Below are 24,907 nucleotides of genomic sequence, written 5' to 3' on the forward strand. Positions count from 1 at the left end.
TTCACCACTAGTTAAAGTTGGATGACAGCCAACATATCTTCACCATCCTCATCCATACCAACTTCTTCAAAACCAAACTGACTGTAGAAAGGCTTAGCAACTAGATTTGTTGGGTTGTAGCAGATCTCTATTTGTTTGAGATTGGGCGACTGTTTGATTTCTTCTATTGCCAGTTTTAATGCAACTCGCCCTATTCCTTTGTTTTGGTGTTTCGCATCAATCATAAAACGCCAAATAGAAACTTTATCACTTGTTTCATAAACCCACATGAAAAAACCAACGGCTTCCTCGCCTAGATAGATTGCACGAACTACATGACCTTCGTTGTAGAAAAACTCCACTAGCGACCACATGTTGCATGCTACAAATTCTTCTTGTGGTTTCGTTACGTCCAAGTCGCAGACGAGTTCATAGTTTTGTTTCGTAACCTCTCTCAGAGAGACATTCATGGCATCCTTTCCTTAATCATGTCTAATTTGATTGATTTTTTGATTGAGCCCCATCCGCTTGTTGGATTTCTTCCAGCTCTTTAATGTCGATTCGATCGACTTCCCGATTAAGAACTCTTTTGTACTCAATGAGAGAGTTAGTATTGATGACAGGTAAAGCAAGCCCATGAAAGTCACGCTGTACGGATTCCGCCAAATCAACATCAAGTGATACCCATTGTTGGCTTGAGGTGTTGAAGATCTGAGTTCCCGGACTCAAACCAATCTCGATTTTCTGGTTTTCATAAATCAACTGGAGATATTCTAGGTCCCACCCTTCTTCACAGTAGTGTTTAAGCGGTTTACTTACAAAAGGTTGAAAGAACGGTAGAAGCGCATGTACATCCTCTTTTTCAATATAGAGGTCGATGTCAGCAATTGGCCGAGAACCTCCATGAAGATGGGCGGCGAAACCTCCAACAATTTGGTAGCGAACCCCTTGACCATCCAGTATTGCTTTTAGCCAAGACATTGCACGATACACTGATTCATTCATCCATTGTCCTTGTGTTTTATTAATATGCATCCGTTCCAGTAATCAATCACTGTAAGTAATTTATATTAAAAATAAAAGGTTAAATTGACTTACACTTTCGCTGCGTCTATCGAGCCGTTAAGTGAATCAATTGCTCAAAGAAATTGATAACAAAATATTATTCAAACAATAATCAATGATAATTTCATGTTTTCATACTTTACCTTTATCTTTAGCTTCAACAAGGTTGCTAGTTGAGATGACTCTGTCACTCCAACGATAGCTAACAAGCCGAGATAAGAAGGTTAACTATGAAATTTCTTCACACTATGATCCGCGTGGCTAACTTAGATAAGTCCATTGAGTTTTACACCAAAGTTCTTGGTATGAGCGAACTTGATCGCTTCGAAAACACAGAATACCGCTACACGCTTGTGTTTATTGGTAACGCCGACCAACCAGGAAGCGCGACGATTGAACTGACTTACAACTGGGACACAGACAGTTATGACCTAGGTAACGCGTTCGGTCACATGGCATTAGGTTGTGAAGATATTTACGCTGCATGCGACAAAATCAAAGCACTTGGTGGCAACGTCACTCGTGAACCAGGTCCAATGAAAGGCGGTGAAACTCACATCGCATTCATTAAAGACCCTGACGGTTACCAAATCGAATTGATTCAAACAAGCAAATAACGAGGTTAGTCATGAAAGATACATTGTTTCAACCTGTACAACTTGGTTCTCTAACCCTTCAGAACCGTATCGTTATGCCGCCAATGACTCGCTCTCGTGCAAGCCAACCTGGTAATGTCGCAAACGACATGATGGCTGAATACTATGCACAGCGCGCATCTGCGGGTTTGATTGTTGCAGAAGGCACACAGATTTCACCTATGGGTCAAGGCTACGCTTGGACTCCGGGTATTTACAGCCAAGAGCAAATCGCAGGCTGGAAAAAAGTCACTGACGCAGTACACGCAAAAGGCGGTGCGATCTTCGCCCAACTTTGGCACGTAGGCCGTGTGACTCACCCTGACAACATCGGTGGCGAGCAGCCAATTTCTTCTTCTGCACTAAAAGCAGAAAACGTGAAAGTGTTTATTGATAACGGCACGGATGAACCTGGTTTTGTGGACGTGGTAGAACCGCGTGAGATGACGATAGAAGACATCAAAGTGGTTATCGAAGAGTACCGTCAAGCGGCATTGAATGCGATCGAAGCGGGCTTTGATGGCATCGAGCTGCACGCTGCAAACGGTTATCTTGTAAACCAGTTCATTGATTCTGAAGCAAACAACCGCACAGATGAATACGGTGGTTCGGTTGAAAACCGTCTGCGTTTCTTAGGTGAAGTGGTTGCAGCGATGTCTCAAGCGATTGGTGCTGATCGCGTTGGTGTTCGTCTGGCTCCGTTTACATCACTAAACGGTACTGTAGATAAAACACCGGTAGAAACTTACACAGCTGCTGCGGTACTGCTTAATAAGCTAAACGTCGTTTACATGCACATTGCGGAAGTAGACTGGGATGACGCACCAGACACGCCTGCTGAGTTCAAAACAGCCGTGCGTGAAGCATACAAGGGCACCATCATTTACGCTGGTCGCTACAACACAGATAAAGCGGCTCAAGCCCTAGAAAGTGGCTTGGCAGATATGGTTGGCTTTGGTCGTCCGTTCATCGCAAACCCTGACCTACCGAACCGTATCAAGAACGATTACCCGCTAGCAGCTCACGATCCTGCGACGCTGTTTGGTGGTAACGAAAAAGGTCTGTTGGATTACCCAACTTACCAAACAAACTAAACCGTTGAGCTTGCCTAGTTCAGCCCACTTATTTTAATAGGCAAGTTGAATAGACAAAAACCCCGCAGATGCGCTTGAGTACATCTGCGGGGTTTGTTTTTTAGCGCTCAGAGCTGACTGACATTATTGTTCGCTGTTGAAATGCGTACTAACGACGCTGACAAGAAGTGCAACCACGACAAGCTGAGCGTGTAGTTTTATCCAGTAAACTACGTTGCACCTTGCAGTATGCGTTCTTTAATGCACGGCGAGCCGAAAACCAATCTTCAGGCTTAGTCAGAATCAAATAGCCATTAAAGCGCTTCACTAACTCCACTCTGTGTTTATCAATAAAGCGGCTATCAAAACCAATATCGAAGTAATCCAAAGCTTCTTCGATACAAGTAAAGCTGGCAATCTTAGCTTGAATGTCGTTTTGGCTCATAGCCTCGTTTCTGAGTTTGTTCACTTAGCTCCGAGTATAAAAACTTCCGTTCAACTGATCTTTGATTTACATCCGTAGCACATCATTTTGCTAGAAACAGAGAGCATTCTGTTTTCAAAATGAAAATCAATATAAGAAGCCACCCTGCAAAACTGTTCTCATCCTTATAACCGCCTCTAAGACTCTGATTTTCAACGACCGAATTTTGGTGCGCATTTTGCGTTAGGTATGTCGTTGACTAGGGAGAAAGGCAATGACATACAGAGCAGAGATTGATGGATTAAGAGCGATTGCGGTCCTATTGGTGATTTTTTTCCATGCAGACATACAGGCCTTTGCTGGTGGCTTTATTGGCGTAGACGTGTTTTTCGTTATCAGCGGCTATTTAATTACCACTATTGTGATAAACGATTTAGATAAGAGCCAATTCAGCCTTTCCGATTTCTACGAGCGCCGTGTTCGTAGGATCCTGCCCTTGCTGCTGCTCGTTATTGCAGTGTGTTATTTACTCTCTTGGTGGTTGTTCCTTCCCCACGCTCATAAAGAAGTTGGTGAGTTTTCTGTGTCTTCTATTCTGTCCGCTTCTAATGTGTTGCTGTACCTCAAAGGCCACAATTATTTTGGGCTGGAAGAGCAAGCCAACCCACTCTTTCATACTTGGAGCTTAGGTGTCGAAGAGCAATATTACATTGTGATCCCTCTTTTGCTTATGTTGCTGGCACGTGGCAAGCTCATGTCTTATCTCACCTTCTTCATCGCAGTATTTGCACTAAGTTTGATGACTATTTGGCACGCCAGTGGTGATCCTGATTTCGCCTTTTACATGATTTTCTCCCGGGCTTGGGAGTTGGCGGCAGGCTCTCTGATTGCTCTAGTGATGCGTAAAACCGTCATCAAGCCCAACAACACCTTAGCTATGATTGGTTTAACCCTAGTTCTCGCCTCCGCCTTGTTGTTTGATAAATCAAAAGATGGCGCCGGGCTCATGCTGTTAATCCCTGTGATTGGTACCGCGCTTATCATCTTGTTCTCATCCAAAGACAACACGCTTGGTAAAGCTCTAAGCCTCAAATCGGTCGTTTTTGTCGGTTTAATTAGCTACAGCCTCTATCTATGGCATATTCCGTTACTGGTCTTTTATCGATACGTACTCACTGCCGGACAAGAGTTCAGTCTCGCGTTTTATCTTGTCGCTCTATTTGCTTTTTCTTACCTAACTTGGCGCTTTGTTGAAAAGCCTTTCCGTAGCCGCAAGAAAATCGGCATGAGCACACTTACTACCTCACTTGTATTAGTTACCCTGCCACTGCTTGCTTTTGGTGTCGTCGGCCATAAAAACGGAGGCTTTCCCGACCGTAGCGCGTTTTTCGAAGCCATGCGCGTGAACAACGGCTACGGCATCGCATGTAACGGTAATACCGGCATCAATGACACCTGCTCCTCATCTTCCCAGCCTACTGTCGCTGTATTGGGTAACAGCCATAGCATGGTCTTTGTTCAGCAACTCGCGAATGATACACCAACAGGGGTTGTTCAGCTTACGCAAGACTCTTGCGCGGTTGGCTATGTCGATAAAGTTTCAGGTGCAAACCAATTGTCTTGCAGCAATTTCTTCACTGATGCAATAGAAACCATTTTGAATACCCCTTCTATCCGTCGCGTAGTGATTTCTTCTAACTTCAATAAAGAGCTATCCAAACAAGACTACCAAGCTTCGCTCACTCGCCTTTTGAACGAGTTAGAAGACCGAGAAGTTCTGGTCTTTGGTCCAACACCTTCCGCACCGCATGCCATTGGTGAATGTTTATGGAAAGCGCGACTGTTTGGAGACAACACTGGCAATGAATGTGACTTCACGCCAAGGCAATCACACCCACATCGCGTGGCTAGGTTGGGTCACTATTTTGAGCAATTTGAACATGTGGAGTTTGTCGACCTTACAAGTTACATCTGTCAGCAAGGCAAATGTGCAATGAAGGTAGGCGATAACAACGCCATGTACACCGATGCGAACCACCTATCCTACAAAGGCGCAGAGATCGTATTAGGCAGCTACCAGAAAGAAGTAATGAGCAATCAACAGTTAACTGCTCAGTATTAACCCAATGGAAAAGAGAGAAAGAAAAGCTCAGCGCTAATCTAGGGTCTGTTGATCTTTTGAGCTGATTTTTGCAGCACTTTGTGGGAAATTTCTACAAGACAGAGGCTTTGAAGTGTAGCTAGCCTACATGAAAAGCCGATAACGCAGTAGAAATGAAGCACAAAGGCTGCCCGAAGAGTTCGGCTAGAATCGTTTTATGCTTTGTTAAGAAGCATTTACTTAGAATGACTAAGCTACATACTTCTTGCCGCGCCTAAAACGATTCTATCTCGAACAAAATTTAACCGCAAAAAATCAACAGACCCTAGTCTCTGAGCTTTTTATTTGAAGATTCTTGGGTCGAAAGCAAAATCAAGCTTCTCTGCTTTCTTCAGGATGTCTTTCATCTTGGGATGATTTGGATTGACGACGTAGTTGTTGTCACGAGGAGAAATTGTCGAGGGCACTTGCAGTGCAGCAAACTCAGGGTGCGGATCGTTGAGAAACTGGTCACCAATGTATTGTGTGGATTCACTAGCAGGAATGGAGCGCCAAGTGACCGGTAAGTCTTCTTCATCCAGTGCGGCAATTAAGTATTCCGGCATCTCGATACGATACAAATCGTAAAGCTTGGTGATCGCCGGATCGTTGTTTACATGCACAAAAACTTCTAACGAGCAGAGAGATTCGGATTGAGAAAAGTACAGTGCTTCGGTTCCTTTAGAGTTCCATCGCCCGCCGTATAGCTTGGCACCGATTGGGCTAAATGGAGACTCAGAGAACTTCTTTTGAGTCAGTCGATAGAGCTTCATATTACGAGAATACCCCGTGCTCTAGTCGTCCAATCAAATCTTTGACGATTTCAAAATCAACCGTGGTTGACACCATGTCTAGTGGGCGCTTTCCACCCAAACCATAAACATTCTCTCGCATCCAACCTAGTGCGCGTTCTTCATCATCAAACAGTTCTGTTGCTAGTTTAAGTAGCATCGCTAAACGATAGATGGCATCACTCTCTTGCGTGTTGAAGCGCTCTTCGTTTTTGAGTCGACGTTTGATGGTGCTCACCGGGATCAATGTGACGTGTTGGAATTCGCTTTGAGAAAGCTTCACACGCTCGACGATATTACGGTATACCTTTGGCTCAAAGCCTTTATGAACCGCATCGGTACGACCGGTTTCGGCATCTTCAATGCCCAGCATAAACCAGAAGTTTGCCTTATGAGGCAGCTTCGGTTTAAAGCTTTTTAATGTTGCCGTTGCCATACTGAGCTCCTATAGACCAAGTGGTCTTAATATTATGGTCCATATGAGCTCAATTATCAATCGCACAAATTGCAGCCACAGTAAAACAGGCGCTAATCAGAGCAAGAGAAACGTTAAGGCTTGTCTACGCCTGCGTATTTCACCCCAGAAAGCAACGCCATATCGCGACTCCAAGTGGCGAGGTCGTGGTGATTAAACTTGCTAAGATCATCGTGCCCACACGCCCTTGCCATCACTTGCATCAACTCAACCGAGGCTTCAAAGAAGTTCTTCAATTGAACCGACGCTTTATCCACATTCAACCGCTGTCTTAAGTCGGCCTTTTGTGTTGCAATGCCTGCTGGACAATTGTTGGTATTGCACATTCTCGCGGCTACACAACCTATCGACTGCATCGCACTGTTAGAAATCGCAACGCCATCTGCCCCGAGCGCCATCGCTTTTACAAAGTCCATTGGAACACGCAGTCCACCCGTAACGATTAACGTGACGCGGTCACTCACACCTTGGGCATCCAGGTAGCGTCTTGCTCTAGCGAGAGCGGGAATGGTTGGCACGCTGATGTGATCACGGAACATAGCAGGCGCTGCGCCCGTACCTCCTCCACGACCATCCAAAATGATGTAGTCCGCGCTGGCATCAAGTGCGAACTGAATATCTTCTTCGATATGGTTTGCACTGAGCTTGAAGCCTATCGGGATACCACCTGTCACTTCACGTACCCGATCTGCAAACTTTTTGAAATCTTCTGCGGTATGCAGATCTTTAAACGTCGGTGGTGAAATCGCAGATTGCCCTTCGGGAATGCCACGCACTTGCGATATTTTGCCCACATTTTTATTGGCAGGAAGATGACCACCAGTCCCTGTTTTTGCTCCCTGCCCACCTTTAAAGTGGAAAGCTTGAACATTGAGCAACTTAGATTCGTCGTAACCAAATTGCGCACTCGCCAGTTCATAGAAATAGCGGGAGTTTGCCGCTTGTTCTTCTGGCAGCATACCACCTTCTCCGGAGCAAATTCCGGTTCCGGCTAACTCCGCACCTTTCGCGAGTGAGATTTTGGCTTCTTCTGATAACGCGCCAAAGCTCATGTCAGAGACAAACAACGGAATTTTTAGCACCAGCGGCTTCTTCGCTTTTGGACCAATTACCAATTCGGTTTTGACTGGCACATCCTCCATCAAAGGTTTGGTTGCCATTTGTGCGACCATCATTTGCAGGTCATCCCAATGTGGCAATTGGTCTCTCGGCACACCCATCGCCGTCATCGGTCCATGGTGCCCTAACTTTGATAGCCCTTCTCTTGCCAGTTGGTGAATAAACTCAACCGTGGGTTCTTCTTGCGTCGCCACTGCAATCGGGATCTCGTTATTTCCTGCCTGGATACCCGGACCTTCTTGTCCCACTTGCTCAGAGGTAAACTGCTTATGCGTACCATCGCAGAAAGGCGCATTTGCGGTGTGCTTACACTGACACAGATACGCATCCTCATCCTTCTCGGCGACAAAGCTCATGGGTTTAAAATCGGTTCCGGCGTGGGAGCCATCACAATAAGGTTGGTTCTTAGATCGCCCGCATCGACAAAAGTAATATTCTTGTCCTTGCACAAGCTCAACTTTGATGGGTTTGTTATCCGCTATTACTGGTTTGCTCATTTTGTTTCCCTTTTTCAATGCCATACTCTGTGGTTGGCTTTCAGTAAGCGTAGAACAGCTCAAGTAAAGCGTCAGGGGAATAGAGATTTACCTATACTTTATGTGGGTCTCAACACTCTGGAGGCTAACATGACCATGTCAACCCGGCTCGACCACTATTTGACTGAGCACCATATTCACTTTCAAACCGTGAACCACAGTCATAGTAATAGTTCGCTGCAAAGCGGTGTTGCAGCGGGCATCCCTCTCAATAACTTGGCAAAAGGCGTGATTTTGGAAGATCACCAAGGTCGTCATATGATGGCTGTCTTGCCTGCGAATAATAAAATCAGCTTGTCTCGATTGAATGACGAGCTCAACGCCTCTTTCCATTTAATCAAAGAAAGAGAAGTCTATCGTTTGTTTACCGATTGCGATAACGGTGCGATACCTCCAGTGGGTAGCGCTTATCACATGGCAACCATTTGCGATGAAATGCTCGCCAATTTAGAGCATGTGTATTTGGAAGCAGGCGATCACGAAACCTTGATTAAGTTGGATAAAGAAGCGTTCCGTGAACTGATGGGAGAAAGTCGTTTTCTACGCTTTAGTAGTCAGGTATTTCATTAGTCTTAAGCTGCAATGAATGCGGTATCTAGAACATGTTGGCTCTTGTTGTGACGATTTCATTTTAAATTGCTTTCGCGACAAGAGCCTTTATTCGTTCTTATCTTCAGCGTCTTTAATCTCCTCAACCAAACCCGCCCTGTCAATTCGATAATGCGCGAGATCGTGAGCAAGAAAGAGATGACCAGAGTAAGCTGTTTGAGCTTCTTTCCGAATCTGCTCGATCGACACTTCCGCTTCAGGGCTAAATTGATAGCGAGGACTAAAGTGAGTGAGAATCAAGCTCGGGACTTGTTTTGCCTGCGCATAACTGGCGACTTGTGAGGAATAGGCGTGACCAACTTCTCCCGCTCGCTCTTTCATCGCTTCTGAATACGTTGATTCGTGTACCAACAGGTGCGCGCCTTCAATTAGACTATCGAGCGTTTCTGGTTTGTCGTTATCACCACAAATAATCACTTTTCTCGGTGGATGTGCAAGCTTAGTAAACGCCTTACTCATTAGGGTTTGACCTTGGTACTCCACATCATTGCCACGGACAAGTTCTCCCCAGATTGGTCCCCTCGGAATGTTTGATTGCTCAAGCTTGTCAATGTCTGGATACATTCGAATGGTTGACTCTTCAAAACAGTAAGCAAAGCTAGGAACGCGATGAGAAAGTGCGGTAGCAGTAATCGTAAACTGACCAATTTCAATCGAATCAAACTGCTCGACTTCAATGAAGTGAAGTTCAAATGGTAGATAGAGTTTGGTGAACGATTGAGTCGCTTCAAACCACTGTTTAATCCCCTCTGGTGCAATGATCGTCAGAGGATCTTTGCGGTTATTCATGCCTGCACTGGCGAGCAAGCCCGGTAAGCCATAGCAATGGTCGCCATGAATATGAGTAATACAGATGGCTTGTAAATAATTAAGTGATAACGGAGTGTGGAGCAACTGGTGTTGAGTCGCCTCTCCACAGTCAATCAGAAACCACCCTTTCCCCTTGCTCTCCAGCAAAGCAGTCGCAGAAACGTTACGGGATTTAGTCGGAACCCCAGAAGACGTTCCTAAGAAATACAGCTCCATATGACTTCCCATTCCTTAAGTAAAAGCTCTAATTACTCATAAAGTTTAGCATTCGATCCAGTGATAAATTGTATGATTCTCACCGATTAGAGCACTAAGCCTCAAATACCAATTAAACACCTGTTTAAAACATTTGTACCAAAACGCATTTATTACCATTCGCTATTCTATAACACTTAAGCCACATTTTTTGAGTGGACATCAAACATCATAAGGATATTTAGTAAAACATACACAATATAAAAACCGAGCCTAACTATAACATTTACAGATAGTTATAAACACAAATACAAACCATTGGTTATATGAGATGGAAATAACAAATCTTGAAATTCAATGTTACAACTATGTTAATTGTTTTTATGCTTGAGCTGAGTGTTTAATGAATAACCTACTCACCCCCTGTATAGGTTATTAAGCACTTTTATTTAAAACGCATCCTAAAAACACATGGAGTTTCAGAGTGATATGAAGACAAGGAATGCAAAACTCGCGCTTGCAATAGCTATAGCGCTCAGCTCCCCTAAATTATACGCAGCTGGGTTTCAATTATCCGAACATTCTGCCGCAGGTCTAGGGCGTGCCAATGCAGGCGAAGCCGCCATAGCAGACAGCGCATCGGTGGTTGCCCATAACCCTGCTGCCATTGCAATGTTCGATTCTTACCAATTGTCCGTAGGTGCTGCTTACATCATGCCAGAGGTTCGCGTAACCGGTAACGGACCTTCAGAATCCTTCAATAATCAGCTAACCAACAATGACGTCGTTGACAATGTGGTTGTGCCATCATTTTATATCGCTGCCCCAATCAATGACTCGTGGTCCTGGGGGCTTGGTATCTTCACTGACTTTGGGTTGGCAACCGAATACCCTGATGACTATTTAGCCGGACCGATTGGTGGGGAAACCAGTTTAGAAACCATTAATTTTAACCCTACCATCGCCTACCGAATCAATGACGAGTTCAGTGTCGGTGCTGGTGCTAGCATTGTTTATGGTAAAGCCAAGCTCACGCGCACACTGGGCATTCTTGCCGATGCGATTAATGCTGATACGGGCGCAAATTTTGCACGCACCGACGTGGCAAAATCACTCGATGGTGATGGCTGGGGTTACGGTTTTAACCTCGGCGCACTTTGGGAGGTCAACGAGAAGCACCGTTTCGGATTAAGCTATCGCTCTAAAGTGGATGTGGATTTCGAAGGCGATTATTACTCAGACATCCCAAGTGCGATTTCGATGCCGGGTCAAACCGTGACGGGGGACCTAACCCTAAACCTGCCGAGCATTACTGAGTTCTCTGGTTTCCATCAGATTACCGATCCACTGGCTATTCACTACAGTGTGATGATGACGGGTTGGGATGTGTTTGAGGAAATCCGCGCCACCGTAGATGGACAAGAAGTTCTGCAAAAGGATGAGAACTTCGAGAATTCCTTCAAATATGCGTTTGGGGCAACTTACCAACTCAACCCATCCTTCACACTGCGTGCTGGTATTGCTTACGACGAAACGCCTAACGTGAACGACAAGAGCATCAGCTTGCCAGATTCCGACCGAATCAATTACAGCTTTGGTGCCACCTACTCCTTCAATCAAAACAGCCGAATCGACTTTGGATTCACCTTTATTGATGCCGAAGAAGTCACGTTCACTGAACCGCTTGAGCCTCACGCTCTACCGGGCGTGGATATCGCCTATCGCTCCGAAGGTGATGCCTACATATACGGAATCCAATACAACCACTCTTTCTAATTATTCCTGACTGAGTCAATAACACTAATTACAGGGAAGCAAATCATGCACGGAATAAACAAAACGGTTGTCGCTGCACTCATCAGTTCCAGTCTTTTGATGGGTTGTAACAGTGACGATTATGACGAACCGCAAACCTCTAGCGGTTATGAATTATCTGAATACGGTACACCAGAATTATGTGGCAACGGTCAGGAATGGGCGAGCGCGGAACAAGTCACCGCGATTGAAAACCTGGTCGAACTTGCCGAAGACAACAGCGTGGTAACACTGCCCGCCGGTTGTTTCAAAATGAACAATCAATTGACGGTCGATTCGAAGAATAACCTCGTGTTACGTGGTGCAGGTATCAACCAAACCTACCTCGACTTCAGTGGTGTGGACGGCAAAGATGGTATTGCCATCAGTGGTGGTTCAAATATCACCGTATCCGATCTCCAAATTGCAGAAGCCTCTAAGAACGGTCTTAAAGCTGACGGGGTTGAAGGTATCATTATTCGTGATGTCGGGGCGGTTTGGCTCGAAGTGCCTCGTGCACGTGACGAAGATGGTAACCTACGCGGTACCTACGGCATCTATCCCGTAAAATCTCAAAACGTCTTGATTGAAGATACATGGAGTTACGGCAGTGCCGACGCGGGTATCTATGTGGGTCAAACCATCGGTGCGGTTATCCGTGACAACGTAGCGGAAAAGAACATCGCCGGTATAGAGATAGAAAACAGTTCGAATGTGGATGTCTACAACAACTTAGCGCTCGGAAACACGGGCGGTGTGCTGCTATTTGACCTACCGGGCGCGACCACTATTGGTCGCTTAATTGATGATGTACGCATCTTTGATAACGTCATTCGTGACAACAACTTAGAGAACTACGTCGATACCACCTGTCAAAATGGGCTTGGCGGCTGTGGTGTGGTAGGCATCGTCCCTCCTGGTACTGGTGTCGTTATTCTGTCCGGACGTAATAGCGAGTTCTTCAACAACACGATTACTAACCACGACTCAATGGCACTTGCTATGACGAGTTACTTGTTGGTGAACGGCGATCCCAACGCTTACAGCCCACTCAATGGGACATCTGAAGGCAATGCCGTTATGCAGGGCTGGAACCCTGTTCCGACCAACATGTATTTCCACGACAACACCATTACCAACACAGGTGCCAATCCAAATGGTTCCCTGATTGAAGATATGATTTTAGCGTATACGTTAAATCATCAAGCCTTCCCTGCTCTGTTTTACGATGGTGCAGGTGAGTCACTGATTCGTTCACAAATGTTTGCACCATTGCGTGATGCGCTCAACGGTATGACAGGAACAACCAACTGGAATTACCTTACTGAGTTTACCGATGCAGACAGCAACTGCTTAGTCAATAATGGCGCAAGTGTTGGTGTGTTGGTTGATAACATGGACCCAACCGCAATTGGTCGTTATGCGGAAAACCCAGCCAATGCAGATTTCTTATACGAGAACGAGCAAACTACGCTACTTACCGCAGGTTGCGATTCTAAAGCGCCATTAGACATCAATACCGTCACAATTAATGGCGTGGTGTATGGCTACAATCAAACCGAAGACGGAGCGACGGATCCTGATAATCCAGATACACCAAACGGTATCGTCGGCAACGCAAGCTGTACCCTAGATAACGTAACGGGTATTAACTGGGATGCGATTACTCGTGAAAGCGCGACATACGGTGAAAACTGTGTGAGCTTGTCGCAATACAATCTGTTTGAAGATGCGAAAGATCCAACACAAAACCTCAACCTAGCGGCATCTGCGAAAGGTACTTTGTATGAGATGAACGTTGAACTCTTTACTGACTACGCACGCAAATACCGCTTTGTAGTGATGCCGAACGAGGCTTCAGCAAGCTATCGTGAGCAAGAGGTGTTCGACTTCCCAGTCGGTACCGTGTTGATTAAAACCTTTGCGCTGCCTTCGAGCACTGAGAATGCCCGTGGTGAAAACGAAGAGCTCATTGAGACTCGCCTATTGATTCGTCGTGACGGCGGTTGGATTGCCCTGCCTTACGTCTGGAACGAAGACAAAACCGACGCTTACCTGACTGCGGTATCAGTACCCTTTGAGCGCAGCTTAGAACATAACGGCGAAACGCTTAATTTAACTTATGAAGTACCAAGCCGAAATGAGTGTACCTTGTGTCACAAAGTAGAATCTGATGTCTCCGATCCTACTGGTAACACACAACCAAAAGGTTTCTCTCCTATTGGTCCTAAAGCACGTAACCTAAACAGTGTCCAGGATGTCTCTGATGGCTCGCCAGTCAACCAAATTGTACATTGGGAAACGCTGGGGCTATTTACAGAAGCTTTACCAGATACGCCAGAGAACTTACCTAAAACCCCTGTATTTGATACCGAAGCGGGAGCAAGTAATCTAACGGATACTGAGCTACTGGATTACGCCAAAGCGTACCTTGATGTGAACTGTGCGCACTGCCACCGCACCGAAGGCAAAGCGGCGAGTAATCCATTCAAGTTTGAATACTGGCGTGAAGGTATCAGTGAAATGGGCATTTGTGCTCGTGGTATCACCTTCCACAAAGGTCCATCTCCGTACGTGATTGTACCAGGTGATCCAGAAAACTCTGTGCTGCACTACCGCATCAATGTCGACAACGGAAATATGATGCCAGAACTAGGCAGACACGTTGTTCACGATGAAGGTGTTCAGTTAATTGCGGATTGGATTAACTCGATTGATACCACAGGCTGGAACTGTGTAGAGTAATACATTCAATGGCTACCGGATGTTTAGGTAGCCATTAACACTGTTTCAATAATACGAATTAACAACAAACAAAAACCGCCTCACTGGGCGGTTTTCTTATTCTTGGGTGTTCCAATGTCAGTAGCGTTAACGCATAAAGAACTTTTGTAATGCTTTTATTGCCATGCCACGACGCTCCATCAACATTCCTACACGCGGTAACCACGTTGGTGTACTTAGAATAGTTTTGGCGTGACTAAAGGTTCTAAAGCCTTCTTCGCCATGGTAGTGACCGATACCAGATTCACCAATACCACCAAATGGCGCGTCTTCCGCGCCGACGTGCAAGATGGTGTCATTCACCCCAACCCCACCACTGTGGGTATTACGGGTAATTCGCTCAATAACACTCTTATCTTCTGACATGATGTACAGCGCAAGTGGGCGTTGATTCTGATTGATGTAACTTATGACCTCTTGGATATCACGGTAAGGCTTGATTGGCATAAGAGGACCAAAAATCTCTTCCTGCATAATGGTCATCTCTTGCGAAACATTGGTCACTAGGTGCGGATATAATAGTCGGCCTTCTGCGCTCGTCTCGGACACGGTGTGTATTTCTGCTCCCTTGACTTTGGCATCTTCCAATACTGCCTTTAAGCGGTCGTACTGACGTTGATTGATGATATGAGTAAAGCCTTGGTCGTTTTGGCCTTTGAGGTACAGCGCTTCAAAACGTTGTAGAAACAGTGCGACAAACTCGTTGATTCTTCCCTCGGGTACAAAGGCATAATCTGGCGCAACACAGATTTGTCCGGCATTGATGCACTTACCAAACAGTATCGCATCAACCGCTTTACTCAAGTTAGCGTCATCCGCCACGATGACTGGAGATTTACCACCGAGCTCCAACGTAATTGGGGTTAAATTTTCCGCTGCAGCACGAGCAACCGCGCGACCAACATTGGTTGAGCCGGTAAACAGAAGATGATCAAATGGCAACTTGCTGAACGCTTGTGCAACTTCCGCTTCGCCTTCTACGACTTCAACATCTTCAGGTAACGCTCGGCAAATCTCAGAAATCACTTTGTTGGTCATCGGGGTGAATTCGCTGAGTTTCATCATCACTCGGTTACCCGCAGCAAGCGCAGTCACTAATGGCGATAAACTTAGAATGACTGGGAAGTTCCATGGAGAGATGATGCCGACTACGCCAACCGGTTGGTATTGAACGGTGACTTTTGAAGGAGCAAGCAACAAACCTGCATGACGACGACTTGGCTTACACCATTTATTGAGGCGTTTGAGGGTGTAATTGATCTGGGCAACCGTCGGCAATACATCCGTCATTGCCGTATCAAATTCAGAGCGGTAACCAAAGTCGGCACTTAAGGCTTCCACCAGCGCTTGCTGGTTATTCAAGATAGTCTGCTTAAGAAGGTTAAGCTTCTGTTTTCTTACCTCTAAGATCGGATAAGGTTCGGCATTGTATGCGGCTTTGAGCTTATCCAATTTTTGTTGCAGCAGTTGACCAACTTCAACGTCGACGATCGCATTCATGATGTTCTCCTTGTGCACCCAATCAAGGGCAATGTCGCACTTATGTACGATTCAAAGTTAACACAAGGGCAACATTCTGACTATTAACGCAATAAGGAAGTTAGAGTTCAAACTCAGATTTGCTCTGGTTAAAGCGCAAGCTTCATTTTGTAATAAGGAACGTCAGATTTGTAGAAGCGCTCACCTTCAACTTGCATCCCAAACCTTTCGTAAAACGCTAGTGCTGATTCTCTCGCATCGCACCAGAAATACTCAACAGGTGAAAACTTAAAGCTTTCTAACACACATCGAATCATGGACGAACCAATGCCCTGCCCTTGATACTCAGGCAAGACAGCAAACTTGCGCAATCGAGCTTGATTGTCATCTCGGTATATCGACGCCACCCCCACCAATACGTTGTCGACGAATGCGCCAAAATGCTCCGCTTCCTCGTCGCCTTCTACTTGGCAATGTTCGATGGGTTTATTTGCCCATAGTACTTGATGGCGAATTGGCATCGCATCTTGCCACGTAATGGTATTAATGCTTATTTCCATTGCTCTTTTCCTTTCCAGCTCACTTATCCCTTTATATCGCCGCAACGAATTTTAAGCTAATATTTTCAATTACTTATTGTAGCCAGATCCAGCTCATAAATACCCAGTCGTTGAGAAGAATCTAGGGTTTCAAAATCATGTTCAACGTATTCCTTTAATATCGCACCAGCACGTTCTGCAATTTTGATGCTTGGTATATTGTCTTCCATACAATGGAACTGGATAACGTTAGCATTGCCTCTCTCTTGAATCAGTGGCACTAACGTCATCAAGACCAGGTCGATAATTTGATGACCACGACCTTTCTCTGCCAACCAATATCCAATCTCAGTCACTTTGCTTTGTGTTTCGATACCTTTGATGCCCAGCACTCCCACAAACTCTTGATTTAGGTTTATCGCAAACCAATAAGCATCGAGAGCATTGGAATTGATTCGTTGGGAAATATACGCAACGGCTTCCCTGCGGTTCGTAACCCAATCTGTCCAAGGTAGGTATTGAGATAAACTCTCCCGACTCTCATTAACCGCCGAGAGTAAGATAGCGGCATGCTTAGTCAGCAGAGGCTCAATGGAAATTCGCTCTGAAATTTGCAGTGCCTGATGTTGTTCATAACCTTGGTACATAGTGGTTCCGCAGTTAACTTTGCTTAATCAAAGTGAATGGCGTGAGTTCGCTCTCAACATAGTGCTTCCATATATGCTCGTAAAGTTGATGTTGATTGGCAAATGGCGCGAGCTGTTTTGCTTCTTCCAACGTGCACCAGCGGTAATCGGTGTGCTCATGATTTAGCGTTACCGTTTGATTCGGCTTACAGAACAAAACAAAACAAGGAATGACCATGATTCGATTCTTGTGTGCCTCATAAAACTGCTCTAGAAAATCTGCGCTATGAAGCTCTACATCTTCGATTTGTGTTTCTTCCTTAAGCTCTCGTACGATGGTTTGCCAGCCAGTTTCGCCCTCTTCCACACCTCCAGCGACATGGCACCAATAGCCACCTTTGACTCGCTCTAACAACAGCATTTTCTTTATGCCGTCGAATTCGGAAATCACCACACCAGACACATGCGTTGCTTGAATAGGAATCATCCCTTTCTCCTTATGTATTTATTGTTTTTATATCTGAACGGCACAGTCTACCTTGGTTCATGAAGATTCGGAGCCCTAATCACAAAGCGCTGATCTTTTTACCAGTTTAGTGTGCTAAAGTGCGATCCCCCGCAATAAACGAGCAGGTAAGATGCCTAACTCTCTCAACTCAATGATTCCGATTGGCGTGCGCTTTATGGTGCTGTCCGCTTTTGGTTTTGCACTGATGTCTGCCACCGTAAAGCACGTTAGCTTACACGGCATTCCTGTATTTGAAATCGTAGCAGCAAGGGCACTGGTTTCGCTTGTGATCAGCTATCTCGATGTAAAACGTAAAGGCATTTCTGTTTGGGGTAATAATAAGCCATTGCTCTTTGCTCGCGGTGCTGTTGGAACCATGGCTTTGATGTGTGTGTACTATTCCGTTACAACGCTACCTCTCGCGGAAGCGACCATTTTTCAGTACATCCACCCTGTATTTACTGCCTTACTTGCGGTTTTCTTCCTTAAAGAGCGTATCCAGTCTTCGACGTTTATCTGTATCGCCCTGTGTTTACTTGGGGTATACGTCATGGTGAGACCAGAAACCGGTCCAGACGCGGAGCATGCATTACCCATGTTCAGTGTTATGATCGCTATCTTAGGTGCGTTTGGTAGCTCCATTGCGTACGTAATCGTTCGTAAGCTGAGCCAGACAGAAGACAGCTCTGTCATCATCTTTTACTTCCCATTAGTGGCGCTGCCTGCATCGATTCTTTTGATTGGTGATCAATTCGTCATGCCAGATTTGTATCTAACCATGATGCTCGTTTTGGTCGGCGTCTTTACGCAAATAGGACAGTTGGGATTAACAAAGGCAATGCAAACACAAGAAGCCGGAAAAGCATCAGCCTATTCTTATGTTCAGATCATTTTCTCTGTCGTTTTGGGCATCGTCTTCTTTGGTGAACTACCTTCGGCGTGGACATACTTAGGTGGCGCATTAATCGTGACAGGTGCGCTGATCAACGTATTTGGTCAGCATCTCAAGTTGCCGTTTATAAAACGATAGCAATCGCCCTTCTAATTACGTTTCGTTTTATCGAAAAACAATAAAGCCAGAGCATCACTCTGGCTTTTGTTTTGGCTGTATTTGTAGCGCTAAGCAGCGAACTTCAAACCCGCGATACCCGCAACAATGAGCAGTAAACTGATAAGCTTGATTAGCGTGGCCGGCTCATTAAATAAATAGATACTGGCAATTGCGGTGCCTATCGCGCCAATACCCACCCAAACCCCATAAGCAACGCCTAGCGGTAACGTTCTAAGCGCGATACCCAGTAACCAAAAGCTTAACCCCATAAACCCAATAGTGAATGCTGATGGTGCAAGCTTACTAAAACCTTCCGTGTATTTGAGCCCGACCGCCCATGCGACTTCGCATAGACCAGCAAGAAAAAGAATTGCCCAAGCCATTGAGAGATTCCAAATGATTGGGGTCGTCCCCGATAGTGATAAGAGCGGTGAGGTCGTCCTCACTTCTTGTGAGCGCGCATTATAACCAAAAGACTAAATACAAAGAACACAGAAAATAAAAGGCTCTGAACGGTGCCAGAGCCTAATAAAGTCAAGAGAAAAACTTACGGTTTCAGTATTGTAAAGACTCGCCCGTCACTCAGGGTAAAGTTAACGGAGCTGGTTTTCTTCGGAATCCCACTCAATGCACACTCAGTATCTGAGTTACATACACCGCCAAGAGACCAAGAACCACCAAGCAATCCGGAACCAGAGATTTGAGCTGTCCATGTCTTACCATTGTTTGTGGAGCTGGTTGTGATGTCTGTTTCTGGCGGAGGTGGTGGTGGCGCTTCATCCTCAACATAAGTCGCCGTCACAGAGAGATTATTGTACGCAGCATAAGCATAGACACCGATATGCCACGTACCTGCACTTGGTGATGCTAAGGTACAGCTCTCGTTACTATTACTACTATAAGAACGACAATCATAATCGGTTTCTGAAGGCGCGCTGCCTAGCTTCACGTATAAATCGGCATCGCCATCACTGCCCGAGGTCACAACATTTAATTCTGTTGATCCAGTTGGAACGTCGATGGTGAAGCAACGCCATTGACCTGTAGAAGCAGAGTCAACCGACGACCCTACACCATTTGCCAGTACCGTGATATCACAAGATGTCACTGGTGGTTCAACAACACCGCCGCTTGTAGAGACTCCAACTTGTGCGAATGCATTAGTAATGTCCGTACCGGAATAACCTAACGCTTGTGCAGCAGCCAATACACCAGCAGCAGCTGAATCATAAGTCGCATCAGGCGTCCAATAGTTCTGGTTTGCGTAAGCAAAAGTCACAAAGGCTTTTTGTGTTCCCCAACCATATTCGGTTGCAAGTAAATAAAACGCCTTGTTAAACACCCCGCTCGAATAGTGCACATCCATGCCGCTGACATAGTCGGAGGCATGGCCAATTGAACGTCCATCTAAAGGTGGGTTGTCCATGTATCGCAACGCGCCGTTGGCTGATTTGCGAATGTCGTAACCGACTTTCCAATCATTGCTGCCTCGTGAATAAAACTCAGCGGCTTCACCAGCAATATCTGAGAACGCTTCGTTGATACCACCCGATTGCTCAGAGTAAATAAGGTTCGAGTTTTGTTCCGTAAAGCCATGGCTGACCTCATGGGCGGAAACATCCAAACTCACCAACGGATAAAAATAGGTATCGCCATCACCAAAGGTCATGCTGGAGCCATTCCAAAAGGCGTTCTCGTAGCGTTTTCTGTAGTGGACGCGCATCTCTAACTGGAAAGTCAGCGGCGCGATCCCCAACCAATCTAAATACATGTCGTACACAACTTTACCGAAATAATGAGCATCATTAAGAGGGCTGTATGCACCGTTGATTTCTTTTACAGTGTTGGTTGGGCAAGTAAACGTGTGTGTGCTACCCGATGTGCGGCCATTTAAGTTGACCGTTTTGACCACACCATTGATATCCATAAGACATGTGCTACCAGATTGCTGAACATTTAACGCTTCATAATCCACACCGTATTGGTACTCGCCGATTTTGAGGTTTCCCCCAGGGCCATTAGCACTAGCATGGGCTAATCCCTCATACTGATGCAAAACCTTACCCGTGTGCGCGTCGACTAGAAAGGTCGGTCGTGTTGGCTTGTGTGCGCTTTCCGAGTCAGCAAAAAAACGAACCTCGTAAGCTAAGTGCGCAACATTGTCGTTATCGACGTAGATGGTTAACGCCTGCTTTTGGTCTTCAATTTGATAGCCGTCTATGACAAATTGCTTTTGGACTTTGCTTTTCGCTTCGCCCGCTTTAAGCGATGGCGACACATTAGAAATATCATCGGCAATATCTTTAACCAATGTCCCGTTGATTCGCTTTATTTTGCCATTCTGATCTCGGTGGACAACAATCTGTTTCCCCCATACCGGAATACCTTTATACGTTTGCTGGTAGCGTGTATGTAGGTTGCCATTTTTGCCTTGGTTGGATTGAATTTTCTCTACTCTGTTCTCTTTTTGAAGCCCCAAAGCCTTACCGACATTTTGGGTTGAAGACTGATTACGCTTCTCTAGAGATACAAGATAACCATGATTATTTTCTAACCTTTCAGGCTTTGCTGCAAAAGAAAAAGATGAAAAGTATATTGCAGAGAGAAGCACAGCTGTCGTGATGACTCTGTAGCTTTGAGGTGTCACGGTTTCCATTATTTGATCCCCTGTCTTGCTAACTAAGCAACGCCAATCTGACAGAGTTCAACGCCTAAGAATAACTAAACTTACTCGACGCTTATTGAAATAGTTATCAATAAAGAGTCTAGTCGGCGGTTTCAATAAATCCACCCAATGATTTCATGCAAATGAAACCAATCAGCAAGAGATATTTAACAGTTTGAATATAACCTTCTGGTGTTGAAAATGATGCATTTATTGCATAAATCACACAAAATCTGCGCATCTGTGTAACTACGCAATCGTTTGTGTGACACAGATCGCTTACAAAACTTACTGATAACTTTAGTATTTGCGCGAACCCAATTATAAGGTATTGCATACTAATGAAATACATCAAAACCCCTCTTGCTCTCCTAATCGGCGCTGCACTACTGACTGGCTGTAACGACGACACTGAATACGTAGATGTTCAACCTAAAGAAGTAAAGATCGCCACTTATAACCTCTCTTTTGATCGCAGTACTTTTGAAGATCTCGTTGCAGAAATGCAAGTTGAACCAGCCAAGCAAACTGAGCTTGTCACCGCTTACCTTGACGGCAGCATCGCGGATGCAGACAAAACAATGGCTGAAAAAGTCATTCAAATCCGTAACGTTGCAGCAATCATTCAGAAAAACCGTCCAGATGTTCTTATGATGGCGGAATACAACAACGACGGTACAGGTGAAGATAAGGTGGCACTGGAAGGCTTCCAGAAAAACTACCTATCTGTAGCACAAAGCCTTGAAGGTGCAGGTGGTGAAGCGAACCTAGAACCAATCGAGTATCCTTACACCGAGTCTTACTCAACAAACACAGGTCTAAACAGCGGTCTTGACCTAGATAACAACGGCACAGCTGGCCAGCTTCCTGGCGATGCTTGGGGCTTTGGTTTCTACCACGGCCAATACGCTTTCGCGTTGATGTCTAAATACGAGATCGACACAGAAAACACACGTACTTTCCAAGAGTTCAAATGGAAAGACATGGAAGGCGCAAAAATCCCAACCATTACGATCTGTGACGGTTCACAAACCATTCCTGAGGGCATGCAGTGTGGTGATGAATGGTACACAGCTGAAGAGTGGGATGTCGTTCGTCTATCTTCTAAAAACCACGTAGATGCACCAATTATCATCCCTACTGAGAAAGGTGATGAAGTGGTTCACCTGTTGATGTCTCACCCTACTCCGCCAGTATTCGATCCAGGCAAAAACAAAGTACAAAATGGTGCTGAAGTTGAGTTTTGGCATCACTACGTACAAGGTAAAGAGTACTTCTACGATGATGCAGGCAATAAAGGTGGCTTAGCTGAAGGTGCGAAGTTTGTGATGATGGGTGACCAAAACCTTGATCCACTGGATGGCGATGGTTTCAGTGAAATCATGCAAGCTTTTCACAACGATCCATTGGTTAATCAAGATGTGATGAATGGTGAGCTTTACCCTACTAGCTATGGTGCAGCCGAGCATGCGGTAGATAAAAACTCGACTCACCCAATTCCAAACCGCATCACGTCTACGTTCGGCCTTGGTGTTGACTATGCGATGCCATCAGCAAACCTAAACGTTGTGGGCTCTGGTGTTTACTGGGCTGCATCTTACGAAGAAGGTCGTAAACTGTTTAACGACGACCGCATTGGTAAGTACGGTAACGGTAAAGATGTGTCTTCTGACCACCGCATGGTTTGGATCAAAGCGCAGTTTTAAGTACTGAGCCTCTTACATTTAGATACAACAAAGCCTCGGTATATGCCGAGGCTTTTGTTTATTGGGGTGAACACTACCAACGGTATGTTAGTGAAACACCCACATCTTCGCTCGTCACCCAAGGTACAAGCTGAACATTTTCATCGTATGCATCTGTAAATACATATGCGCTTAAGGTGCCAAGTGCAGCGCCAGCAAGTACGTCACGCCAATAGTGCTTCTTCGCCTCTACTCGCCCTACGCCGACTAAAGCAGCAACACCGTATGCAGGTAAGCCTGCTTCCCAGCCATATCGCAAATAAAGGTTTGTCGCCGAAGCAAAAGCGTTAGCCGTATGGTTGGAAGGGAAACTGTCATTGCCACTTTTATCCGGGCGTTCTGCGTCGATGGTTGTTTTACCAATTAAACCAATGCCCGATGCTGCGCCAATACTAAACCCTGCTTGCCAGAAGCCTTCCCAATCTCCTTTGTATGCAGGTACCGCGGCCGCCGTCGCAACCAATCCATAGGCACCGATATCGGTAAGTACGTCCCAATCTTTTTCACTCATCGCATGTACCGAATGAGCACCAAAAATAGAGACGACACCAACTAAACGTACAACTTTCTTCATTAATACAACCAATTAGAGTTCATATGCGCCCGAAAACTATCACAGCTCTCGGCATTATTCGACTGGAAACTGTAACAATTAAAACGTGAATTGATTGTGAAAAAAAAGCCAACCACAAGGTTTGTGATTGGCTGTATATACGTGTGAACAATCTGGTTCACTAACAACGTCAGTTGGCTAGGTGACCCTCGGCTTAAAAGGGTCATTACAACTAAAGCATTAGGCATGCCAACTTTTTGATGCATTTAAATCGATTGATATTTAATCACTTGCAATAAAATTGTACGAATATTAATCCTTGCACTTCCCATGCGGATGCATATTGCAAGCAACCCTTTGCAAATCGCAAATAATTTGCGTTACCCCTAGGGTTTTCGCGCAAGGTCTCGCGCTAAAATCAACGCTAGACCAAAAACCTGAAGAAACAGCCCGATGCTCTTATACCAAGCGATCTTTTCATCTAGATTCGACATGACTTCAGTTACCTCAAGGTTTTCAAGGTAGTAACTGTCAATGCGGTCTCGATAGTTAGTTTGAGCTTGATTGATTTCGGACATCAACTTAGGCAGTTGAGTAATATCAATGGCGCTAACTTTATCTCCCGTCCAAGCAGAAAGGTGTCCTTGTAGCACTTGATTCATCTCTTCAGAAACCGCTTCACTTTGAGACAGGTGTAAATGCAATAGCAACACCTCTCGCTTTCGCTCTAGCGTTTCTACGCTGTTCCAAGCCAGTTGAATCGAATACAAGTTGTCGGCTTTTTGATCGGCAAGCAGCCCTGTTTCTTTGCCCAGCTTGTCTAACACCACACTGGTTAGAATGATTGCAGCAATGTTGAGTACAAGCCCAATCAGAACCAGTAGCCAAGCCGGAGGCAAGTAAGTCGAATTTTTTACCATAAATTACCGTAAGGTAAGTAGATTACGTTCAGCACCACTAAACCAATCATAGTAAAAAAGGTCAGTTTCATCCCAGTCACGCGCCCTTTCAAGTCTTCGCCTAAAATCCCTCGAGCATGAATAATGCGTCCGACAACAAACAAAACGCCGGTGAGATGGATCCAAATAACAGAAGCGCCATTGTATTCAACTAAAGCCATGAGAATCAGGGTAATCGGAATATATTCACTTGCGTTGCTTTGGGCACTGCGCGCGATTTGAAGCGCAGCTACACCTCCATCGGCATAAGCGATTTTGTTGCTGCGACGCTGTTTGATAACTTGAAAGGCAAGCCAGATGAGCAGTAATGCAAGAATGGATGCGTAGAGAGCGGTGATCATAGAACTTCCTTC

General features: G+C 45.4%; 24 protein-coding genes. 8 read left to right on the forward strand and 16 right to left on the reverse strand.

Annotated elements, in window-relative coordinates; genetic code table 11:
* Positions 1-11: 11 nt before the first annotated feature.
* The gene (locus tag KHO06_RS22415) at positions 12-449 is read right to left on the reverse strand and encodes a GNAT family N-acetyltransferase (RefSeq protein WP_212582552.1); all 438 of its coding nucleotides are present in this window, start codon (positions 447-449) and stop codon (positions 12-14) included.
* Positions 450-471: 22 nt separating this feature from the next.
* Complete coding sequence (locus KHO06_RS22420) at positions 472-984, reverse strand: MazG-related protein (protein ID WP_212582553.1); 513 nt, start codon at positions 982-984, stop codon at positions 472-474.
* 290 nt (positions 985-1,274) lie between these two features.
* Between KHO06_RS22420 and gloA the strand changes: the two genes are divergently transcribed.
* Both gloA and KHO06_RS22430 read left to right on the forward strand, forming a co-directional pair.
* Entirely contained in the window at positions 1,275-1,661 is a 387-nt protein-coding gene (gene gloA, locus KHO06_RS22425) for a lactoylglutathione lyase (protein WP_212582554.1), read from the forward strand.
* Positions 1,662-1,672: 11 nt separating this feature from the next.
* Positions 1,673-2,773 (forward strand): alkene reductase, encoded by a 1,101-nt coding sequence (locus KHO06_RS22430; protein ID WP_212582555.1) that lies wholly within the window; start codon positions 1,673-1,675, stop codon positions 2,771-2,773.
* Between the two features lie 148 nt (positions 2,774-2,921).
* Here KHO06_RS22430 and KHO06_RS22435 read toward each other — a convergent pair whose 3' ends face one another.
* Positions 2,922-3,197, reverse strand: coding sequence for a nitrogenase-stabilizing/protective protein NifW (locus KHO06_RS22435; RefSeq protein WP_005426751.1), 276 nt, complete (start codon positions 3,195-3,197; stop codon positions 2,922-2,924).
* Between the two features lie 253 nt (positions 3,198-3,450).
* Here KHO06_RS22435 and KHO06_RS22440 point away from each other — a divergent pair, with 253 nt between their 5' ends.
* Entirely contained in the window at positions 3,451-5,298 is a 1,848-nt protein-coding gene (locus tag KHO06_RS22440; protein WP_212582556.1) for an acyltransferase family protein, read from the forward strand.
* 320 nt (positions 5,299-5,618) lie between these two features.
* Here the strand turns inward: KHO06_RS22440 and KHO06_RS22445 are convergent, their stop codons facing one another.
* From KHO06_RS22445 to KHO06_RS22455, 3 genes are all read right to left on the reverse strand, one after another.
* A complete protein-coding gene (locus KHO06_RS22445; protein WP_005447071.1) occupies positions 5,619-6,089 on the reverse strand; it encodes an RES family NAD+ phosphorylase in 471 nt (156 codons plus the stop codon).
* A 1-nt stretch (position 6,090) separates the two neighbouring features.
* Positions 6,091-6,543, reverse strand: a complete 453-nt coding sequence (locus KHO06_RS22450; protein ID WP_005426938.1) for an antitoxin Xre/MbcA/ParS toxin-binding domain-containing protein — start codon at positions 6,541-6,543, stop codon at positions 6,091-6,093.
* 113 nt (positions 6,544-6,656) lie between these two features.
* Positions 6,657-8,198 (reverse strand): glutamate synthase-related protein, encoded by a 1,542-nt coding sequence (locus KHO06_RS22455; protein ID WP_212582557.1) that lies wholly within the window; start codon positions 8,196-8,198, stop codon positions 6,657-6,659.
* Between the two features lie 129 nt (positions 8,199-8,327).
* Between KHO06_RS22455 and KHO06_RS22460 the strand changes: the two genes are divergently transcribed.
* A complete protein-coding gene (locus KHO06_RS22460) occupies positions 8,328-8,807 on the forward strand; it encodes a YbaK/EbsC family protein (protein ID WP_009699021.1) in 480 nt (159 codons plus the stop codon).
* Between the two features lie 87 nt (positions 8,808-8,894).
* Here KHO06_RS22460 and KHO06_RS22465 read toward each other — a convergent pair whose 3' ends face one another.
* Entirely contained in the window at positions 8,895-9,872 is a 978-nt protein-coding gene (locus KHO06_RS22465) for a ribonuclease Z (protein WP_212582558.1), read from the reverse strand.
* Between the two features lie 468 nt (positions 9,873-10,340).
* Here KHO06_RS22465 and KHO06_RS22470 point away from each other — a divergent pair, with 468 nt between their 5' ends.
* Positions 10,341-11,627 (forward strand): outer membrane protein transport protein, encoded by a 1,287-nt coding sequence (locus KHO06_RS22470; RefSeq protein ID WP_212582559.1) that lies wholly within the window; start codon positions 10,341-10,343, stop codon positions 11,625-11,627.
* 45 nt (positions 11,628-11,672) lie between these two features.
* Positions 11,673-14,390, forward strand: coding sequence for an SO2930 family diheme c-type cytochrome (locus tag KHO06_RS22475; protein WP_212582560.1), 2,718 nt, complete (start codon positions 11,673-11,675; stop codon positions 14,388-14,390).
* A gap of 126 nt (positions 14,391-14,516) precedes the next feature.
* Here the strand turns inward: KHO06_RS22475 and KHO06_RS22480 are convergent, their stop codons facing one another.
* The 4 genes from KHO06_RS22480 to KHO06_RS22495 all read right to left on the reverse strand — a co-directional run bounded on the left by KHO06_RS22480 (position 14,517) and on the right by KHO06_RS22495 (position 17,560).
* Positions 14,517-15,929, reverse strand: coding sequence for a coniferyl aldehyde dehydrogenase (locus KHO06_RS22480; RefSeq protein ID WP_212582561.1), 1,413 nt, complete (start codon positions 15,927-15,929; stop codon positions 14,517-14,519).
* 128 nt (positions 15,930-16,057) lie between these two features.
* Entirely contained in the window at positions 16,058-16,468 is a 411-nt protein-coding gene (locus tag KHO06_RS22485; protein ID WP_005426918.1) for a GNAT family N-acetyltransferase, read from the reverse strand.
* A gap of 65 nt (positions 16,469-16,533) precedes the next feature.
* Positions 16,534-17,094, reverse strand: a complete 561-nt coding sequence (locus tag KHO06_RS22490; protein WP_050918722.1) for a GNAT family protein — start codon at positions 17,092-17,094, stop codon at positions 16,534-16,536.
* A gap of 13 nt (positions 17,095-17,107) precedes the next feature.
* Positions 17,108-17,560 carry an NUDIX domain-containing protein gene (locus KHO06_RS22495; protein ID WP_212582562.1) on the reverse strand — a complete coding sequence of 151 codons (453 nt, stop codon included), beginning with the start codon at positions 17,558-17,560 and terminating at the stop codon, positions 17,108-17,110.
* A 151-nt stretch (positions 17,561-17,711) separates the two neighbouring features.
* On the opposite strand from KHO06_RS22495, the gene KHO06_RS22500 reads away from it, so the two are divergent.
* A complete protein-coding gene (locus KHO06_RS22500) occupies positions 17,712-18,611 on the forward strand; it encodes a DMT family transporter (RefSeq protein ID WP_212582563.1) in 900 nt (299 codons plus the stop codon).
* An 89-nt stretch (positions 18,612-18,700) separates the two neighbouring features.
* On the opposite strand, the gene KHO06_RS22505 is transcribed toward KHO06_RS22500, so the two are convergent.
* Together KHO06_RS22505 and KHO06_RS22510 are read right to left on the reverse strand one after the other, a co-directional pair.
* A complete protein-coding gene (locus tag KHO06_RS22505) occupies positions 18,701-19,015 on the reverse strand; it encodes a multidrug efflux SMR transporter (RefSeq protein ID WP_005441333.1) in 315 nt (104 codons plus the stop codon).
* A gap of 164 nt (positions 19,016-19,179) precedes the next feature.
* Positions 19,180-21,288 (reverse strand): M4 family metallopeptidase, encoded by a 2,109-nt coding sequence (locus tag KHO06_RS22510; RefSeq protein ID WP_212582564.1) that lies wholly within the window; start codon positions 21,286-21,288, stop codon positions 19,180-19,182.
* A 350-nt stretch (positions 21,289-21,638) separates the two neighbouring features.
* On the opposite strand from KHO06_RS22510, the gene KHO06_RS22515 reads away from it, so the two are divergent.
* Positions 21,639-23,003, forward strand: coding sequence for an endonuclease/exonuclease/phosphatase family protein (locus KHO06_RS22515; RefSeq protein WP_162091790.1), 1,365 nt, complete (start codon positions 21,639-21,641; stop codon positions 23,001-23,003).
* Between the two features lie 73 nt (positions 23,004-23,076).
* On the opposite strand, the gene KHO06_RS22520 is transcribed toward KHO06_RS22515, so the two are convergent.
* The 3 genes from KHO06_RS22520 to KHO06_RS22530 all read right to left on the reverse strand — a co-directional run bounded on the left by KHO06_RS22520 (position 23,077) and on the right by KHO06_RS22530 (position 24,895).
* Entirely contained in the window at positions 23,077-23,616 is a 540-nt protein-coding gene (locus tag KHO06_RS22520; RefSeq protein WP_038891197.1) for a phosphatase PAP2 family protein, read from the reverse strand.
* Positions 23,617-23,981: 365 nt separating this feature from the next.
* Positions 23,982-24,515 (reverse strand): hypothetical protein, encoded by a 534-nt coding sequence (locus KHO06_RS22525; protein ID WP_005426782.1) that lies wholly within the window; start codon positions 24,513-24,515, stop codon positions 23,982-23,984.
* The gene (locus tag KHO06_RS22530; RefSeq protein WP_212582565.1) at positions 24,509-24,895 is read right to left on the reverse strand and encodes an MAPEG family protein; all 387 of its coding nucleotides are present in this window, start codon (positions 24,893-24,895) and stop codon (positions 24,509-24,511) included. Before KHO06_RS22530 ends, KHO06_RS22525 begins: the two co-directional genes overlap by 7 nt.
* Between the last annotated feature and the right edge of the window lie 12 nt (positions 24,896-24,907).

The organism is Vibrio sp. B1FIG11 (genome assembly GCF_905175335.1).
Classification (GTDB): Bacteria; Pseudomonadota; Gammaproteobacteria; order Enterobacterales; family Vibrionaceae; genus Vibrio; species Vibrio campbellii.